An 18074-nucleotide genomic window follows, 5' to 3' on the forward strand; every position below is an offset into this window, starting at 1 on the left:
GCTCCTCGCACGAGCTGGCCAGCCCTGCCGCGAGCGCCGGCTCGGGCGAGAGATGACGTGAAGCAGCAGATGAACAGCAAGCTTGTGTTCGTGAGGTGAGTGAACGGAAGTGACGGGATGCGAGGAGGGAGGCGGGCCGCCGGGCTGGTGGAGATCGGGATGCGTTGCTGCACCGATATACAGTCGCCCTCGCCGGCCGGTGGCTCGCAGGGCCCCTGAGCTGCCCTTTCGGGCATGCTGGGGGCGTCGCATCCAAGTGCGTACGCAGAAGCGACGGCGGATGTGACGCCGGATACGACGGGGCGGACGCCAAGCGGTCACCAGGCCGAGCAATGCCACGCGCAGGTGCGGTGAACTGCGGCTTTAGCGTGTCTGGCGGGAGTGGCTCCGAGGTGAGACGAGCGCTTGGGTGGCAGGCTCCGGTTCGAGGCCGAGGTCGGCGAGGTGCCGTGCCAGGCGGGCGAAGGTGTGCCGGGCCGCGTCCTGACGTCCGCCGGCCTGGTAGAGGCGGATGGTGTGCTGGGCGAGGCGTTCGTGGTCGGGGTGGATGGCGCCCAGCTGCTCCAGGAGTGCAAGGACGGCGTCCAGCTCGCGTGGTGTGGCGCCGGCGCGTTCGGCTTGGCGGGCCAGGCGGACGGCGGCATCGGTGGCCTTCATGGCGAGGTGCTCGCGGATTGCGTCAGCCCACAGATAGTCGCTGCCGTGGGCGAAGGGTCCTCGGTAGTGGGACAGGGCTTCGCGTACAGCGAAGAGGGAAGTATCCCAGGCTTCTTCTCCATCGGACGCCGAGAACGCGTCTTTCAGACTTCGACTGAAATCCGCTAGGTCTGTTTCCACGAGTTCTGGATGGAGTTTGTGGAGTTCTCCTTGGAGCAGGATGAACTCCTGTGCGGTGATTCCGGTCGCGGTGCGCAGTGCGCGCCTCACTGCGCGGCGGAGGTTTTTCAGTGCGTTCTGGTCGCTGCCGGGGGCGAGGTGGAGTTTGTCGGCGATGTCGGAGGCGAGGAGTCCGGCGGGATGGGCGGCCAGGAGGGCGAGGAATTCGTGGACTTCACCGCGCAGGTTGGTGCCGACGGGGTCTTGGTGGTCGCGGGCGTAGAGGGTGACGGGGCCGAGGACGTGAAGGCGCACGGGCTTGGCCTGAGCCGGCCGGGAGGTCTCGACTGCGTTCGCGTGCGCCGGTGCGGCCTTCGGCGGTGGTTCGGCCGGGGTGTCAGGTTGGTCGGTGCCGGGGTGGGGGCCGCCGAGTGTGGGCAGGATGCGCAATTGCCTGCGCTGGCCGTGGGCGGTGAGGAGGACGTCGGTCACGTCGCGTGCGGCATCGAGTGTGAGGTGGAACAGCCTCAGTGTGCCGGGGTGTTGACCGGGCGGTCCGGCAGGTGTGGTGGAGCCGTCGGCGTCGATGTGCCAGGCGGTGGCATCGGGCAGCGGAGCGCCCAGTGTGAGGACGATCAGCGTTCCGGGTCTGCTGCGGGCGGCCAGGGCCTGCAGTTGTCCGGCGTGGGCGGCGTCCGGCACGGCGATCAGGAGAAGGGTGCCCGGCTCGGTCTCCGGGGCCAAGTCGGCGCTCGCCTGCCCGGTCGTCGCGGGCATGGTGCTGAGTTCGTCGTGGGTGCGGGCATGGGTGATCAGGTGCTGTTCGGCGGTTCGGATCGCCTCAGCGAGGTCGGCACTCTGGCTGAGGGCGGTGAACTGGGCGGGCAGTCCGGGCAGCAGGCTCTCGGCCACGTCGTGGGGGACGACCGCCGTCACGTGCGCAGGGCTGGGGCGCCGGCATTCGGCGGCGGTGAGGACGCCGACCAGCAGGGCGCGGGCGGCACCCTCGGCACCCAGTCCGGTCCATGTGCAGCCTCCGGGCACGGCCAGCTCATCGAGGGGGACCTCGGCGTCCTGCCGAACGCCGATGGTGACCGTGCCTTTCGCGCGGGGCGGCTGAGGTGGGATACGGCGGGGAGCCAGGACGTCGGGATCCTCTGGCTGGGAGAGCAGTGTGGCTGCGTGGGCGGCCTGGGCGGCCTTGTCCACCAGCGGGCTCAAGAAGGGGATTTCCGTCTCCTGGCCCGGGTCACGTCGGCGGTTTTGGTGCCAGTACCAATAGCGGCGTGCAGCCAGCAGGCCGGCCGCGGTGGTGATTCCGATCAGGCTCGCCTCTCCGAGACCGATCGTGGCCGGGCCTGTCTGCGTAACCGTCTTGTGAGGGGTGACCTCGTTGTGCCGGTCGGCGTGCGAGCGGGCGTGTCGACCGCGGTCCTGCTGGCCGACGTTCTTGTGTTGGCTGGGAGTTGGCTGGGCCGACGGGCCCTCGGTGGGTTTCTTTGTGGGTGTGGCATCCGGCGCTTGATGTGCCGGGGTGGGAGCAGGTGTCGGCGGCGGTGTGGCTTCGCGGGGGACGGGGATGGTCAGGTGCCAGCCGGGGCGGATCAGGTCCGGGTCGGTGAGTCGGGCTCCGTCGCTTTGGACGCGGTGCTTGTTCAGTGCGTAGATGCGTGGCCATGTGAGCCCGTCACCCATGTGCGCATGAGCGATGTCCCACAGTGTGTCGCCCTCGATGACTGTGTACTCGATGTGCCGGACCGTTTCCGTTTCCCCGGGTGGCGCAGCGCGTGCCGGGGTGGGTGCTGCCTCAGTTTTCTGGATCGGTGTTGTCTCGGCCACGAGCGCAGCCGCGGGGTGCAGGGTCTGAGAGGGGAGGAGGGGGGCTGTCGCCACCGTGTGCGGCCGTGCCTCTCTCGGAGACGGCTGCTGGCCGGTGAGTGTCTGGGGGCGGCACAGGCCGATCAGGGCGACGACGAGGGTGCCGATGCACAGCGCGGCCAGCGAGCCTTTCACCGAGAGGGCGGCCAGGTGCTCGTGGTGTGTGTGCCGGTCGCGCAGCAGTTGCGGGAGATGGGTGGCGTACCAGACGGTCTCGCGGACCGCGGTGTAGGCGAAGGTGGCCCAGCACACCCAGCCGACCAGCGCCAGCACGTCGATCACCATGGGGTCACTGACGGGCTGCATCAGCCGCTGCTCGAACTCGCTGAGGGAGGAGACGTGTTCGGGCCAGGGTAGGCCGGCGGCTCGCCACAGGATGTAGGGCATCGCGGCCAGCAGGGTAAGCGTGACGGCCAGGGTGCCGACGGCGGTGGCAGCCGCGGTCAGGCGCTGGCGCAGCTGCGGAGGGTGCATCATCGCCGGTTGGCTCTCCTTGACCGGAGCAGGGGTGAACGATCCTTATGGGGTGATGCGTTCGGCATGCGCGGTGCCGGTCGCATGGACGGTGAGGGTGCGGATACCGATCAGTTGCAGGATCTGGGTGCGCTGGCGGTGGGTGACGTGGACAGTGACGGCTTCGCCTTTGACGGAGGCGGTGGCGCTGTCTCCGGTGGAGGCGGCATAGGCGCGGGCCGCCGCTGCGGCCTTGTCCCGTACGAGGCGGACCTCTTCTCCGCGCCGCAGTCGGCCGACGTCCAGTTGCTGGGCGCCGGTGCGGGCAGCTTCCTGTGCCACGTCCAGGGCCTGTGACTTGCCCGTCAGAGCGAGCCCGCCGTCCACGACGATGCCAGTGAACAACCACAGCGCCGCGAAGACGCCGACGACGAACGCCGTGACCTGCCCCCGGTCGTCCCCGGCCGCCAGTCGTACGAGGACCTGCGTGGGGTGCTTTCGCGCTCGTCGCGCTCGTCGCTTCACGGCGTGCTCCTGAAGGTGTCGACGGCGGAGAAGGCGGTCTCGTCCAGCGGTACGTGACCGGGGAGCCCGGTGTGGGTGAGAGTGCCCAGGTCAGCGATGCAAGAGACGCGTGCCGTCACCGTGGCACCCGGCCTGAGACCGCCGGTGGCCAAGTGGACGCTCGGGCGGGTGCAGGACGCCCCTGCCTCGCGCAGTGCCGCTCCGGCCGCCCGCTCCGCCTGGGCGCGGGCCTCTTTCTCGGTGCGGGCGAGGGAGGCAGCACGGGCGGCCTGGTGGGCGGCGTCGACCACGACCAGGCGGGCATCGGCGAGCAGCCCGAAGGCCACGACAACCAGGAACACCAGGACGAGCAGTGGCGTGACGAGCACCATCTCCACCGCTGCCGAACCCTGCTCTCTATGGCCAAGGGCACGGCCGGCCTGCGACTTCACGGCTGGCCTCCGGTAGGGGTGGTGATCCTCTCCGTGGAGCCGGAGGCCGTACCGGAGGCGTGCAGCACCAGTCCGGGAACGGGCAGTACGCGCATCGCCGTCCCCTCCACGCGCACGGTGGTCTGGGTGGCGGTGCGCTCGGCGGTCACGGATGGCGCGGTCAGGACGCGGCTGCCCAGCGCGGCGAGGCTGCGCAGCGCCTGAGCCCGGCCGTCCCCCGCAGTGCCGCCCTGCGCGCGGGCGGCGGCCAGGGCCCGCTGGGCGGCGTACTGGGCGATATGCCGTGCGTGCCAGACCAACGCGAACTGCACCACCAACAAGGCGATCAGCAGCAGCGCCGGGACGACGAGCACCAGCTGGGTACTCGCCGCGCCCTGGTCACTGCGCAGTCTGCAACGGGACGTGATCACGAACTAGCCCAGGTCGATGCTGTTGGCCTTGGCGGTGACTTTGGCGACGATGATGCCCACGACGGTCAGGCCCAGGATCGCCAGCAGGGCGGTGACCACGATGGTCTCGGTGGTGTATCCCGCGTCCGAGCGGGATTGCCGGCGCAGTTCGGCCCAGTGGGCGCGTACCAGGCGGATCAGGGTGTCGAGTGGGAACATGACCGTGCTCTCTCTGGGGCTGGTGTGGCTGGTTGGTCAGGTGATCGACATGACGTGGGCGAGGGCCGGGTAGCCGATCAGCAGTAGGAACGCGGCGAACAGGCCGACCACGGGCAGCGACATCCGTTCGGTGGCGGCCTGGGCGGCTCCGTCGGCCTCCGCGATCCTGCGCCGCCGTATCGCCCGGGCCTTGGCCGCAAGCGAGGTACGGATCTTGGCGCCCTCGCTGCCGGCCAGAGTCAATGTCGAGGCCAGCTCGGTCAGATCGGCCACGGCCAGGTGCCGTCCGAGATCGCCCAGGTGGGGCCAGGGACTGGTACGGGTGAGCTGCGCGACGTGCAGGGCATGCCGGAGTCTCGCTGCCGCCCACCCCTGGGGCGCGTCCACGGCCTGGGCAAGGGCCTGCTGGATCCCTGCGCCGCCGGCGAGCGCAATCACGGTCAGGTCCAGGACCAGGCTGAGGGTGTGGCGCATCTCGCGGCGCCGCTGCTCGGCCTGCCGGTGTACGGCCAAGTCGGGGGCGAAGAACAGCACAACGGCCAGAGCAAGTGCGCCCGCTGACGGCACCCACCAGCCCGCCTCGATACCGGCTGCCAGGCGCAGCAGGAGCACGGCCGTCCAGGGGGCGACAAGGCCGGCCGTCGCACAGACCGCCTTGCCCGCCAGGTGGTGCTCCTCGTCGGTGCCGCAGACGGCCAGGTCCGCCCGCAGTGAGGGGGTGGGGAAACCCAGCGCACGCACCAGGGGTACGGCGCGCCTGCCCAGACGGGTAGCCCACTCCGCCTCACCTGTCTGTGAAACCGCTGGCGGCGCAGGTGTGTTGAGTGCGGTGAGGACGTCGGCCAGGGTGGGCCGGGGCGGACGCAGTCCGTAGACGAGAGCGGTCGCTCCGGCACCGAACAGCGCGCCAAGCAGCATGACGATCACCTACTGCCTCCCAGTGCGATACCTGACGTGGCGCGGGGAGCGGTCGGGCTGATGAGGCGGACGGGTTCCTCAATGCTGCCGACCGCGGTCAGGTAGGCGAAGCTCACGGCGAACAGGACACCGACCACGGCGAGCACGGCCTGCCCGGTCAGCGTGTCAAAGGGGTCCAGGTAGGGGCGGTTGAAGACCACGAGCCCCACCGCCATCCCCAGGGTGACGACCACCGTGACCCGCACTCCGGTGCGCACGCTCGCACGTCCGGCGTCGATGCGCTGCCGCATGGCCACCTGCTCGCGCACCGACTCCGCCAGCTCCCCCAGGAGCGGAGCGAGGTGACTGGCCTGCTGCTCGGCCGCCATCACCAGCGCGGCCACCACCACATCGGCCAGCGGGTCATCGACCTGTTCGGCGAACGCCCGCAACGCAGCCGGCAAAGGATGTCCGGCGCGGACCGCGGCGGTCAACTCCCTCATCTCGGACTCCAGCACGGCGGGAGCGATGTCCGCGGTGGCCAGCAGCGCCTGCTCCAGACCGGCCGCGGCGCAGAGGGTGTCGCGCAGCATCTCCGTCCACGTGGCCAGCGCCTCCATCCGCTCCGTGCGCCGTGCAGCGTCCCGGTCCGGGCCCAGCAGCCCGGGAAGAGTGAGCACGCCGACCGTGGTCAGCACCGCCGCCACCGGCCACGTCGTCAACGCGCCCGCAACCGACCCGGCCAAGACAGCGATGACCACGCGCCGCGCGGTCCAGTCCCCCGGCAGCCGCGCCACCAGCGCACGCCATAGCCCGGTCCGCTGCTCGTGCACGGCTCGCCGTACCACGCCGTAGGCGATGGCCACCAGGCCGAGGCCGAAGACTGTCCCGTACAAAACCGCGATCCCGGTCCAGGCACCGGAGCCCACCAGGCTGCTCATCAGGCCGCTCCCCACCACTGGCAGGCGGCATCCCGGGCATCAAGTCCGGCCGCGACGAGGTCATTGAGGGTTTCGGTGCGCAGTGGGGTGGCAGGCACAGCACGCCCGTCCGGGCCCGGGCGGTAGACCTCGTTGGAGACGATCTGGGCCCCGTCCGCGTCGACGACCTCGCGTACCGAGTCGATGACCCGGCGTCCCGCAGCATCCCAGCCCAGGTGGACGACGAAGTGGACCGCGGAAGCCACCATCAGGTTCGTCGCCTCCAACGTGAGGCGTTCGGGCGCCTGGGCGGCATAAGAGGCGAGTTTGGTGAACACCCCACGCGACGTGGATGCATGGATGGTGGACAGGGACCCGTCGTTTCCCTGGCTCATGGCGTTGCACATCGGGATGACCTCGGCCCCGCGGATCTCGCCGACGATGACCCGGTCCGGGGACATGCGCAGTCCCCACCGCACCAGTTCCGCCTGATCGATGCCGCCTTGTCCCTCGATGTTCGGCTCCCTGGCCTGCATGGCGACCACGTTCGGGTGGGCCACTGGGTCGGTGTCGAGGCCGAGTTCGAAGGTGTCCTCGATGGTCACGAGCCGTTCTGCGGGCGGGATCTCGTGGGCGAAGGCCCGCAGGACGGTGGTCTTGCCGACATTGGTGCCGCCGCCGATCACGATGTTCTTGCGTGCCCGCACCAGTGCTCGCAGGAACCCGGCGAGCTGCCCGTCGCACACGCCCAGCCGCACCAACTCCGCCATCGAGGCAGCCGGGAAACGGTGGCGGCGGATCGTCAGCGACACACGGCCCGTCACCGCCATCACGGCGAACAACCTGGACCCGTCAGGCAGCTGCAGGTTCAGGCGGGGCATGCCCCGGTCGAAGCGGCGCTCCTCCCCGCCCGTGCGGACAGCGAGTGTGCGGACCAGTTCCACCAGTTCCTCGTCCGAGGCGGCTACCGGTGCTTCACGGCGCCATGCGCCTGCCGCGTCCTTGATCCACACCGCATCGCAGCCGTTGACGCAAATGTTCTCGATTCGCTCATCGGCCAGCAGCCGCTCCAGGCGGCCCGTGCCGAACAGCTCGTCCTTGACCGCCTGCGCGATCCGCTCCTCCGCCTCGGCATCGATCACCGGGCCGCCCTGGGCGAGGGCCAGGCGGCGCTGTTCGCCCAGTTCCTGGGCCAGCAGCAGCCCTACGGTGGCCCGTCGCGCCGACTCGTCCTCCGCCGGCAATCCTGCCGACTCGCGCTCGCCCGCGTACTGGGCCAGCCGGGCCGATACACGCTGCCGCACCAGCTGCGCCAGCGCCCGCTCACCACCACCGGGAATCATCCCCGGTGCCACCAGCTGCTCGCTCACCATCCGCTTTCCTCGACTCCCGATACCTGAACCAGCCCGCCCCAGCTGCACCCCGTCACGGCCTCACGGCCGCCCTCCAGCACGTGCCCACGATCCGCATCCGCCGTCCTGATCTCGTCCGTCGGCGGCGAGGCCAACCGACGGGAAAGTGTTCGTACGGCGGTCATCAGCGGTGGCGGCCGGAAGCCAGACGCACGCAGCACGCCCCGTCGGGAACTGTTCATCGCGGCCACGCTCTTGGCGTCCCACCGCAGGAAGACCACCGACTCAATCCCCAGCGTGTGCGCGATCTCCTCGGCCGGATACGGACACGGCCCGACCACGGCAAGCGACACCCGCCCGGCATACGCGTCGACATCCAGGCCGTACGCGGACACATGTGTCAGTGGCTCCGCCCCACCCCGAGCCACCAGCACGATGCGGTCAGCGGCTTCGAGAAGCGGCTCGACGTCCTCGCCGAGGCGCCCCACGTCCAGCAGGACGGTGCCCCGGTCATGTTCGTCTCCCAGCAGCACGCGCCGCCCAGCCTCACCCGCCAGCAGCCGCACCGCCTCCCGGCACGGGCCACGGCCGGGCACCGCAACCACCGCCCGCACCCCGCATGGCAGTTCGCTCGCCGCACCCAGCAAGGAACCCGGGTACGGCTGCCTGGCTGCCGCCGCGACATCCAGCAGCGAAGGAGCCGACGGCAGACCGAAGCGGATCATCAGGTCACCACCGGAGGCATCCGCCTCCACCATCACCGGCCGCACCCCGCCATCCGCCTCCGGCGGCCATACGGCGGCGAGAGCCAGCGCCGTCGTCGTCACCCCCGGCGCCCCCGTGACCGACCCCATGACGATCAGGCGCCTCACGGTGTCTCACGCCCTTCGGCGGGAAGCACTACCACACGCGGATGGTCCAGCTGCGCCGCCCGCCGCGCCGCCCCGGTCTCTACCAGCACCGAGACCACGCGCGGGCCGCCCGCCGACTCCGGTTCCCGCACATCCGTCACTGTCCCGGCCACCGTTGAGGCCGCCTGCTCCTGGTCACCCGGCGCTCCGGCGTCGGCCGGGCCGGGAAGGACGGCGACCCGTTCTCCACGAGCGAGATCCGGTGGCGCACCGCCGGGCTCGACGGCGAGCGCCACTTGTGAGAATCCCTTCGGCGGGAAGACAGCGCTGGTGCCCACCTGACCGGGGGCCAGCAGTGATCCGGCAACCAGCGGCACGCTGGCTCGTCGGCCCAGCACCGTGGCCCGGCCCGCGACGGGCACCACGCCCGTCTCCGCGGCCACCTTCACTACCCGTAGATCACCCGGCTTGAGCACCTGTCCAGCCGGCACATCGCGGGCAAGCACCAGAACCTGCGCCCGCTCCCCCATCGTCTGCGCGGCCAGGGTGAAGCCGACCGCCGAGACGACCACCGCGCCCACTCCGGCCCACACCCAGCCCACCCTGCGCCGCCTGGCGCCCGTCACCACCGGCTGCTGCTCCGGGCCGGACCGACGTGCTCCCGGCACCCGCGGTCCGCTGCCTTTCAGACCTGCCGAAGACATGGAGGTACCCACAACTCACCTCGTTATCAGAAGAGTTCCAACATCCATCGGACCGGCCCGCCCGCCAGGACCATGCCCGCGCTCCGAGCCGTCAGCGCGTCACAACGGTCTGCACCTCATCCACCACCAGCCGCCGCTGGGCGGCCATCACCAGACCCGGCACAACCCCGCTCCTACCGCCTCCCTGCCACTCGACATCCCAGGTCACGTGCACCGACACCCTGTACGCCCGGCCCGGTGCGGACAGCGAAGCTCTCTGATAGGTGTAACCGCAGTCCGGCGACGACGCCTTGGGGCTGTAGGCGTCCGAGTACGGCGTCCCCGGCCCCTGGCAGACCACCTGGCCGCCCTCGCCCATCGACCACACCGCCGTCCGCGGCCGAGCCGTCGCCTTCACGCTCACGCCTTCTACGGCAGCCGACGCTGACACCGACCCCCACGTGGAGTGCTCCACCCACATCCACGTGGGCACGTGAACGACCTGGGCGTAGTCTTCGCCAGGGCTTGTGTGAATCACCGGCTTCGGCAACTTCAGCCGCTTCACCGCCTCCTGGACGACCACTTCTACCGGCACCTGTTGCCGGCCACCACCCAGCTTCGGCGTTTTCGCCTTGTCGCCATCGAAACGCGGCAAGATCCCCATGCCATTGCCCAAGTCGTAGTCCCAGCCGGTCGATGTGACCGTCGGCGGCCCTTCCGGTCCTCCTCCACCTCCGCCACCGCTGGGCTTCGCCGCCCCGCCATGAGTCACCGGCCTGTCATTACCCGAACTGCCCGGATTCCTTCTGACGCTCTGTGCCTCGGCATCGCAAACCCCAGGTGCGCACGTAACTGCGGAACCTGTGCTCAACCCGTCATCGGCGGCAGTATCACGTGCAGCGAGCAGTACCGCGATGCACAGCACCGCCATCACCGTCGGCACAGCGGTGCTGAGCCTCAACACGTTCCAACCCTGTCGATGTACAGACGCTCGACAGTCCACGCCCCGTGTTGCTGTCGGACGGTCGCGTCGACGCGATGGTGACCACCAGGCACATCGTCCTCCCGCTTGCCGTCATTGGCGTAGTGCAGCCAATCGGTGGCATCTGCGCAGTCCCGAATGACGACCGTCGTGGCATCACGCTTCTCCGCGACGGGGTCAAGACGCAGTTGCCCCTTGGTGACAACATCCTTCTTTCGGTCCTGCGTCATCATGTAACGCAGGAGCTCCAACGCCTCTCCCGAGGCATGCGCCTCCAGGCGCGGATACTTGGCATCCGATGTCTGCGCAGCGGCAGCAAGGTCGCCCCACATGGCCCGGTATGCATCCACCGCTTCTGCGTGTTGCGCGTTCGGCGTTCGAGAAACCGTCGTCCCAACCGTCTTCTCCGGCGGCGATTTGGCATCTGATGAGCCGTCCGCGCAGCCACCCAGGAACAGCCCTGCGATAGCCGCACTTGCCGCCGCCAGCAGCGCCGCCGCCCGCCTTTGCGTGTTCACCCAGCCCCCACTTTCCGTCACCCAAAACACTGGGGCGACAACTCTAAGTGATCGGTTGCGACTGGAGTTACCCGCCGTTGCGGTGAGCAATCCCCACGGGTGGGGTGAATTCCGCTCCACGGCGTGACGGCGCGCTGCTCATATGACGGTTCGCCATGAAGGTCCCGGCGGCCACCGGCTATATTCGGCGAGCCCTGCTTTCAGGAACGCTTCGAAGTCCACGAGACGGCCGGGAGCGCGAACCATGCCGTCTTTGTCCTCCTTTGCCCTCGGAATCCCCATGCTCCCTCGGTGAGTTGATGCACGATGTGCAGGCCGCGCCCGTGCTCGGACAGCAGCGTGCAGAGCGCTTCCAAGCCGCCCCCGCGGTTCTCCTCGGCAGGGGTGTACGGCGCAGTTGCGGGGAAGTCAGGTACCTCTGGGATGCGCGGATCATGGTCCTCGACTTCGCAGATGATCCCCACATCGGTGCGGCGCAGGCGCATCTCGTACGGGCCGACGGCATGTGCGGTGGCGTTGGTGACGAATTCCGAGACGGCCAGCACCGGATCGCTGATCACCTCGCCGTCGTAGCCGAGCTGATCGAGGGCACACCGCAGGGTGGCGCGAGCCCTGGCTACAGCGTCGGGGGAACAGCTGGTCCAGCGCAACAGAACACACACGGTGGCGCCCGTGGCGCCGTTTGCGGTCATCGCCGATCTCCCCGGGCCGCGTGACGCCCGCGCATGACGCGGCGGTGACGGCCAGGTCCCGGGCGGGCGCAGTCGCGCGCTTCCCACAGCGCGAACGGGCCTGCTGCTGTGACAAACGGCAGCAGCAGCACAGCGGTGAATAGAATCGGCGCCACGGCAGAACCTCCCGGTGATCGCGACTATGTCGCGACCACCACACCGTGGACCTACGAAGAGCGGAATACCCCTCTCACCAGGTCTTTCGAGTACTTCAACGACGGCCCAAGCGGGGGCGCCAGAGTCCCTGAGCGGTCCTGACTGATTCCCAGAAAGCAGAGCCGGAATCGCGCCCCGGCCGAGGCATGGCCGGGGCGACAGAGGTGGGGCTGGGTCGGTTCAGAACGATTGCACGTCGACGAGCTTGGCGAGGAGGTCTGCGTTGGCGGCGACGTCATGCCCGAGGACCATGGCGTGGTGCGGCAGCGCCGCCAGTCTGTGCGCGACCTCGTGCCGAGAGTCTTCGCTGCCGCCACCGTCGACACGGACCAGGTCGAAGATGTCCGGGTAGCGGTCTTCGGTCGCCCCGCTCATGAAGTCGCTGTCGTCCAGGCCGCGGGCCTGTCCCTTCTTGGCGGGAGCCGCCCCAGCGACGATGTGCGGGAAGAGAAGGGCAGCGGCCTCTCCCCCGGTGGCCAGCGGAATGTTGAACCAGCCGCCGAACTGGTCGGGGAAGACCTGGGCCTTCAGCTCTTTGCCGCTGTCCCACAGTGGCGTCCGGGCACCTGCGAGGAGTGCTTGGCTGACACGCGGGTCCTGTGTGGGGTGCAGGGCTTCGCCGGCCCGCAGCCTTTCCCGCGCCATTTCGAACCAGTCCAGGGCATCGAGCAGCCCGAGGCCGATGGCGGCGGCCGACGGCCATGGCAGAACGTCCACTCCGTCGCGGTCGTTGGGGCGGACGAACACGCGGTCGTTGGCCAGCAGCCCCCACCTGTGCCGTGCGGCCAGCGCCAGCGCGGTGGTGGTCTTACCCGCACCCTTCCTGCCGAATGTCAGGGCCACGCGGCCGCCCTGGACGACTGCCGAGGCATGCAGCACGCACCAGCCGGCCCGCAGCAGTACCCCGCGCACCATCTCCCGGGCCAGGCGCGCCGTGGCCGTTGCCACTGTCTCGGTATCGCAGCCACAGATCGTCAGCTTCCCCGACGCGGGCTCAGACCGGTAGGCCAGCAGTTCTCCCGGGGAGACGGCCCTGATGACGCCCGCGGCGTCGTGGCGGGCCACCAGCGTCTGGGCTTTGGCGTAGGTAGTGCTCGTGTGCGCAGCCTGGGTGACCGCCAGGGACGCCTCGTCGTAGGCGTCTTCGTCGACCTCGGCGACCACGAGCGGACCCTCGCAGATACTCTCGGGCTTCGCGTCGACCGCGTTCCACCACGGTCCGAAGTACCGGGTGGACCAATCGGTGACGGCTTTGTCGGCGGACAGGACGGTCACGGCCGCTTCGGCGGCATGCAGTCGGGTGGCGTGGCTGGTCACGGATTCCTCACTGTTGGAGAGCAGTTGGACAGGGCATCACACACGGCCTGGTAGGCGGTGCGAAGTTTGTTGCGGGCGAGGTGCAGCTGCCGCTGCTCGTCCTCGTCCAGTGGCGGCATGCATGGCTGCGGCAGGCCGCCGGAGAACCGGAGCGGGACACCGAGGTAGCCGCCCCAGTACAAGGTCGACAGTTCGGCCAGCCCGTCGGCAAGGCCGAGGGACATGCGCAGCGCGGACACCACGGCGCCGGCAGGCCCGGACCGGGTGCGGCCGATGCCGGCGTTGATCCGTCCTGGCCGCAGCGCGAGCTCCTCCCGGATCTGCTCGACCGGGACGGTGACCGGCCTGCCGTGAACGGTGGTGGAAGAGGCACACACCACGGCGTTGTCTCCGTGCTCGCCGACGACGTGCCCCTGGACCGCGTCCACGGGCACGTTCATGAGCCGAGCAAGAGTGTGCCGGTAGCGGGCGGTGTCGAGGCTGGAGCCGATCCCGAACACTCGCGGGCATCCGGACTGCTCGGCGAACAACCTCGTCATGAGATCCACCGGGTTGGTGACCATCAGCACTGTGCCGGTGTAGTGGCTCAGTTCCCGGGCCAGCCCGGCGATCACACGTGCATTGGCGTGTAGGCCGCCCATACGGATGTCGCTGCTTCGCGGGTTCGTGAACTGAGCCCGTGCTGCGATCACGACGGCGTCGCAGTCCCACAGCCGGGGCACTTCGACGGCGTACGGGACGACCGGCGAACCGGTCGCCGAGCGCATGTCGTCCAGGTCTGCCGCCAGCGCTGCGGCTTGCTCGACCACACGGGAAGCGATAAGCAGTTGGTCGCACAGTCCAGCGAGGATCAACGTCGCGCCGACGGCTTGACCGACTGCCCCGGCGCCAACCACACCGATGCACAGCTCAGGGGGCGTCATGAGACCACCACCAGGGCATCGTTCAGGGCGCCTTCCCATGTGCCGCGCACTGTCGTGCTGCTCTCCAGGTCGGCGCTTATCGACGCCACCATCGAGAAGACGGGCACAACCCGGTCCATCAGGGCCGTACCGACGCGAGGCAGAGGCAGCGCCGAGGGCGCGGACAGATACGTGGTCATGATGTTCACGGTGTCCAACAGCCACAGCGTCATCAGGTTCTGCAGCCAGAGGAGCCGTTCCCTGCCGGACAGCGTCGGGACCTGCGACTTCACGAAGACGTCCAGGCCGTGCAGCACTTGGTGCACGACGGACGCTTCCGGTCGGTGGGCGGTGAGGGTCAGCACCGTACGGCTGACCAGCTTCGCGATGTCCACCATGCGGCTCGCTCGCAGCAGCCCCGGGTCCAAGAATACGGGCCGCCCATCGATACCGTCAGGGAACGTCATATGTTCCGGCTTGAGGTCGCCATAGGCGAGGGATGTGCCATCCGCCAAGGGCAGACGCATGCGCAGGCGCCGTAGACGGCCCACGGAGCGGTGCACCAGTTGCAGCATCTCCTGGCGCTGCTCCGCCTTGTTTCGACACTCAGCGAGTCGGTCCATGTAGAGCGTCCCCGATAAGCCGTTGAACTTGCGGAGGAACGTGCCGGCAATGCTGTGTTCCTCGATCACACCGACGGCTGCCAGCTGACGGGCGGCACCAGGCCGGTGCAGCGGTCGCAGCTCGGTGAAGGTGCGGTCGAGCAGGACCGCCGTGTCACCGGGATGCTCCAGCAGCAGCTCGCCGAGCGTCGGGCCGGGCACTGGTTCGGTGAAGATCACGCCAGTTCTCAGGGCGGCCAACCGACATGTCCTCGGGCCGCCCATCTCGGCCAGCAGCCTCAGTTGTGCGGCCTCGCGGTGCAGCAGCCCATCCTGGCGGTTCTGGTACTCCTGCTGTGCCTCCAGCACGGTGGACCAGGTTCCGCGCGTACCTCGCAGGAGTGACACCAGGGAGACGCCAAGCAGCGATGTCTTCGCGTACAGCAAGCGTTCGCCGATCCGAGCCTGCTGCACGTACCCGGTGACGCTGGGCACGTGGCACTCCAGAGACACGGACTGGTCCGGCCATATGGCTGCGGCAGCCCTGTGGATGTGCGCGGCGGCGTACACGAAGACGTCCGCGACGCTGGGCTGCGCATCACGACGAGTCGGAACGGCAACGGTGTTCATGGTCACGGACGCCTCCCATGGCTGCGTCTATCGGTGCAGGCCCTCGCTCTGCTTTCCAGAGGGCGGGCTTCTCTCTCCGACGGGGTAACGGGGAGGGAGGGATCATTGGGGTCGTCCCAGGCAGTGCGCGGCCGGGGCGTGGATCGAGAAGCTGGGGCGTAACTGCTGGTCATAGCGGGACGCTGGGGACGCCCATGGCCGCGAACGGCGCCGTACGTCAGGCAACCCACGCCAGCCCGCGTGATGCCGACGAGTGAGCCGGCAGGCTTCCGGTCCAGCCCGGCCATCGGCTCGGGCTCGGATAGCTGGACCCGTGCATCTGCTCGAAGTCCGGTAGCTGGCTTGGGGACGGTGTTCGCCCTCGGGCGTATGCTGCTCCATTCTTCGTGACTCACCTCTGCCCGGCGGCGATCAGTACGCCGAGCCAGGCGGCCATCGCCACCACCATGAGCGCGTAGGTGATCTGCGCTGCAGGAACAGACCGCACGCAGCGGGTAACGGCTGGGTCGGGGTCATCGGCCAGTACGGAGCCGTCGGCAGGTCCCACGTCTGCCCAGACTCGTTTGCCCCACGGCAGAGGGTCAGTCCCCCACTGCCTCGACAAGGCCTCTACGAGTGCCAAGCCTCGGCCAGTGACGTCCGCGGTGTTCGCGGTCGCCCTCACCGGCAGCGTCCGGCTCCTGTCGGTCACGGTTAGTCGTACGCTCCCGCCGGCGAGACGTCGGATGGTCAGTCTGAAGGATCCATGGCGTGCATGCCGGACGGCGTTAGAGGCCAGCTCGGACACGACGAGTTCGGCAGCGTCCACCAGGCCCGTTAGCCTCCAGGCCGCCAAGGTGTGACGCACGAGACGGCGGGCATCGGACACCGACTCAGGCACACGCTGCAGCGAGGCGGTGACGACCGACGACCCGTCCTCCGCCACCTCTCGCCGGCCAGGGCCGAGATGGCTACTCCTGAGCCTCGCGTTACCCACCGAGCTGCCTCTCCCTGCCCACAAGCTGGAAGCGGCCAGCGTGCACGAGTTGAGCCACAGCGTCAGCCGGAGCGAGTTCACCGGCGCTGTCCATCCCCACGCACCAGTAGCGACGCATCTTCGGGCTGGTGGCATCCGCAGCTGGCACACCCAGGTAGTGACCGACGCCCATGAACTCGGCATCGTCGCGAACCCGTTTCCACTCCGGCCGGCGCCCCGTACCAGAACCCACCAGGGCGTAGTACCGGAGGAGCCCCTGGTCCATGAACACCGGGCCGCCAAGGAGAGCCCGGGCCAAGAAGCGGTCCACGGTGGCCAGGTCCTCGGTTCCGGCTGCCGCGCGGACGATCTCCGCGCTAATCCGGACGACGCCGAAGACGCCGCCGCACCGGAGCAGGGCGACGCCCTCCGTCCGCCACTCCTGGCGAGCCCGGGCGTAGTCCTCGGCAGCCGTGAGCAGCCAGTGCTCGACGGCCAACCGACGCTCAGCACCGCTCAGGATCTCAGGTCTTGTCACCGCCTCCGACTGGCGTTCACCATCCAGATCAGACGTGGCCTGGGGTGCCCCCGTCGGGTGGTAAGTGTGCGGAACGGAGCCCATGTCTCGTGGCCTCCAAAGTAGGCTCAAATCAAGGACGTCCACGACAGTAGAAAGTCGGGTAACGCCCTTGAAGTGACCGTGAGTACAGGTGGTTTGCCCGCAGACCACCGGGATTGGACTCCCATGCGGCCAAGCTCGCGTAAAACCCTGACCGCCGGTACGAGTAAGGGCTCACGGACCCGGACAGGCTTGCTCAGTGGGTACGTCCTGCGGGTGATCCGCGAGCAGCAGGGTTACACCCAGGACGAGGCCGCCGAACGGTTGAAGGTGTCCCCGGACACGATCGCCGGGTGGGAAACCGGTCGCCGGCCGCTCACGGCCATCCCGGTCGGCCAGATGCTTCATTTACGTCACCAGCTCATGCAGATGGGCGCCTCTCCGACTCTGCTCCTGGCGCTGGCACGTGCGCTGGAGGCGGACGTCCTCCTCGCCAGCGTCCTGGACGAGGACACCCCCGTGGAGGAGAGCCCGCTCGGTGCCATGGTCATGCAGCGCGAACTCGCCGAGATCCTGGTGTGGCCCCTCAACGGGGTTGCCCCCCGTCCCGTTCGAGCGCTGCCCCGGCCTGCGCGACCCCGCCGGGGCCCGGCCCCGTCCGGACCCCAGTTGACAGCAGCAGAGCGCCACGCCTTCTTCACGCGCATGCGTAGCACTGCCGAGCAGTCACGCAGGCCCGAGCAATTCCTGCTGCGCCGACAGGCTCTGTACCTCTCCGGGTACGACCGGGACCCAGACACCTCGGACTGGCTGGCCCACCAGCAACGCACCGAACGGCCGGACGACTGGCTCACTACGTGGCTGAACAACCGCTCCGTGGCCGCGGTCGCCGCCCGGCACGGCGACCGCGACCGGATGGAGCACTTCATCCACACTGCACTTCAGGACGACGATGCCGGCGAGGCCGCCAACCTCGCATACTGGGCGTACTGGATCGGTGAGGCTCCCGTCCCGCAGCTGTCCGACGAATTCATCGCCGACGGCTCCCTCGGCCCCTGGAACGGGGACAAGCTCCTCGGCCACCTTGTGGATGGAATCGCACCCGAGCACGGCTACGTGGACCTCAACATCCACAGCGTGTGGGCCCTGCTCCAGGTACGCCCCAACCTTCTGCATTCAGGCGAGGCGGCCCGCGCTCTACGCGAGAGACTTCCGATCATGTTGGATAGCAGTGAACTCTCGTCGCGCGCGCGGCGGGAGCTGGAGAGCATCCGGTACGCAATTCGCCTCGCCGAGGCGTGAGAGGAG

18 protein-coding genes and 1 pseudogene are annotated in these 18074 nt (G+C 69.1%); 1 reads left to right on the forward strand and 18 read right to left on the reverse strand.

Translation table 11 applies throughout. From position 1 onward, the window contains the following. Nucleotides 1-363: 363 nt before the first annotated feature. The 18 genes and pseudogenes from ACFC8N_RS16795 to ACFC8N_RS16880 form a co-directional block, all read right to left on the reverse strand. Nucleotides 364-3171, reverse strand: coding sequence for a BTAD domain-containing putative transcriptional regulator (locus ACFC8N_RS16795; RefSeq protein WP_376288578.1), 2808 nt, complete (start codon nucleotides 3169-3171; stop codon nucleotides 364-366). 42 nt (nucleotides 3172-3213) lie between these two features. Then, entirely contained in the window at nucleotides 3214-3672 is a 459-nt protein-coding gene (locus ACFC8N_RS16800) for a pilus assembly protein TadG-related protein (protein WP_376288579.1), read from the reverse strand. Further along, on the reverse strand, nucleotides 3669-4049 hold the full coding sequence (locus ACFC8N_RS16805; RefSeq protein WP_376288771.1) for a TadE/TadG family type IV pilus assembly protein: 381 nt from the start codon (nucleotides 4047-4049) through the stop codon (nucleotides 3669-3671). Before ACFC8N_RS16805 ends, ACFC8N_RS16800 begins: the two co-directional genes overlap by 4 nt. A gap of 50 nt (nucleotides 4050-4099) precedes the next feature. Next, complete coding sequence (locus ACFC8N_RS16810; RefSeq protein WP_376288580.1) at nucleotides 4100-4513, reverse strand: TadE/TadG family type IV pilus assembly protein; 414 nt, start codon at nucleotides 4511-4513, stop codon at nucleotides 4100-4102. A 3-nt stretch (nucleotides 4514-4516) separates the two neighbouring features. Next, on the reverse strand, nucleotides 4517-4711 hold the full coding sequence (locus ACFC8N_RS16815) for a hypothetical protein (protein ID WP_376288581.1): 195 nt from the start codon (nucleotides 4709-4711) through the stop codon (nucleotides 4517-4519). Nucleotides 4712-4747: 36 nt separating this feature from the next. Next, nucleotides 4748-5638 (reverse strand): type II secretion system F family protein, encoded by an 891-nt coding sequence (locus ACFC8N_RS16820; RefSeq protein ID WP_376288582.1) that lies wholly within the window; start codon nucleotides 5636-5638, stop codon nucleotides 4748-4750. Beyond that, on the reverse strand, nucleotides 5635-6549 hold the full coding sequence (locus tag ACFC8N_RS16825; RefSeq protein ID WP_376288583.1) for a type II secretion system F family protein: 915 nt from the start codon (nucleotides 6547-6549) through the stop codon (nucleotides 5635-5637). Before ACFC8N_RS16825 ends, ACFC8N_RS16820 begins: the two co-directional genes overlap by 4 nt. Further along, complete coding sequence (locus ACFC8N_RS16830; RefSeq protein ID WP_376288584.1) at nucleotides 6549-7901, reverse strand: CpaF family protein; 1353 nt, start codon at nucleotides 7899-7901, stop codon at nucleotides 6549-6551. The genes ACFC8N_RS16825 and ACFC8N_RS16830 overlap by 1 nt, the downstream gene beginning before the upstream one ends. Further along, nucleotides 7895-8752 carry a hypothetical protein gene (locus ACFC8N_RS16835; protein WP_376288585.1) on the reverse strand — a complete coding sequence of 286 codons (858 nt, stop codon included), beginning with the start codon at nucleotides 8750-8752 and terminating at the stop codon, nucleotides 7895-7897. The genes ACFC8N_RS16830 and ACFC8N_RS16835 overlap by 7 nt, the downstream gene beginning before the upstream one ends. Further along, nucleotides 8749-9303, reverse strand: a complete 555-nt coding sequence (locus tag ACFC8N_RS16840) for an SAF domain-containing protein (RefSeq protein ID WP_376288772.1) — start codon at nucleotides 9301-9303, stop codon at nucleotides 8749-8751. The genes ACFC8N_RS16835 and ACFC8N_RS16840 overlap by 4 nt, the downstream gene beginning before the upstream one ends. A gap of 223 nt (nucleotides 9304-9526) precedes the next feature. Beyond that, on the reverse strand, nucleotides 9527-10090 hold the full coding sequence (locus ACFC8N_RS16845; RefSeq protein ID WP_376288586.1) for a hypothetical protein: 564 nt from the start codon (nucleotides 10088-10090) through the stop codon (nucleotides 9527-9529). 281 nt (nucleotides 10091-10371) lie between these two features. Then, on the reverse strand, nucleotides 10372-10914 hold the full coding sequence (locus tag ACFC8N_RS16850) for a hypothetical protein (protein ID WP_376288587.1): 543 nt from the start codon (nucleotides 10912-10914) through the stop codon (nucleotides 10372-10374). A 200-nt stretch (nucleotides 10915-11114) separates the two neighbouring features. Further along, complete coding sequence (locus ACFC8N_RS16855; protein ID WP_376288588.1) at nucleotides 11115-11606, reverse strand: ATP-binding protein; 492 nt, start codon at nucleotides 11604-11606, stop codon at nucleotides 11115-11117. A 375-nt stretch (nucleotides 11607-11981) separates the two neighbouring features. Continuing rightward, entirely contained in the window at nucleotides 11982-13118 is a 1137-nt protein-coding gene (locus ACFC8N_RS16860; RefSeq protein WP_376288589.1) for a hypothetical protein, read from the reverse strand. Further along, entirely contained in the window at nucleotides 13115-14080 is a 966-nt protein-coding gene (locus tag ACFC8N_RS16865) for a lactate dehydrogenase (protein WP_376288590.1), read from the reverse strand. The genes ACFC8N_RS16860 and ACFC8N_RS16865 overlap by 4 nt, the downstream gene beginning before the upstream one ends. Beyond that, nucleotides 14038-15252 carry a hypothetical protein gene (locus tag ACFC8N_RS16870; protein WP_376288773.1) on the reverse strand — a complete coding sequence of 405 codons (1215 nt, stop codon included), beginning with the start codon at nucleotides 15250-15252 and terminating at the stop codon, nucleotides 14038-14040. The genes ACFC8N_RS16865 and ACFC8N_RS16870 overlap by 43 nt, the downstream gene beginning before the upstream one ends. A 595-nt stretch (nucleotides 15253-15847) precedes the next feature. Next, nucleotides 15848-16309: pseudogene (locus ACFC8N_RS16875) on the reverse strand (ATP-binding protein); the annotation flags it as partial. Then, on the reverse strand, nucleotides 16221-16829 hold the full coding sequence (locus ACFC8N_RS16880) for a hypothetical protein (protein ID WP_362820320.1): 609 nt from the start codon (nucleotides 16827-16829) through the stop codon (nucleotides 16221-16223). The gene ACFC8N_RS16880 and the pseudogene ACFC8N_RS16875, both read right to left, overlap by 89 nt. 123 nt (nucleotides 16830-16952) lie before the next feature. Between ACFC8N_RS16880 and ACFC8N_RS16885 the strand changes: the two genes are divergently transcribed. After that, entirely contained in the window at nucleotides 16953-18068 is a 1116-nt protein-coding gene (locus tag ACFC8N_RS16885; protein ID WP_376288591.1) for a helix-turn-helix domain-containing protein, read from the forward strand. The last annotated feature ends 6 nt before the right edge of the window (nucleotides 18069-18074 follow it).

The sequence above is a fragment of the Streptomyces sp. NPDC055966 genome, assembly GCF_042269865.1.
GTDB lineage: Bacteria > Actinomycetota > Actinomycetes > Streptomycetales > Streptomycetaceae > Streptomyces.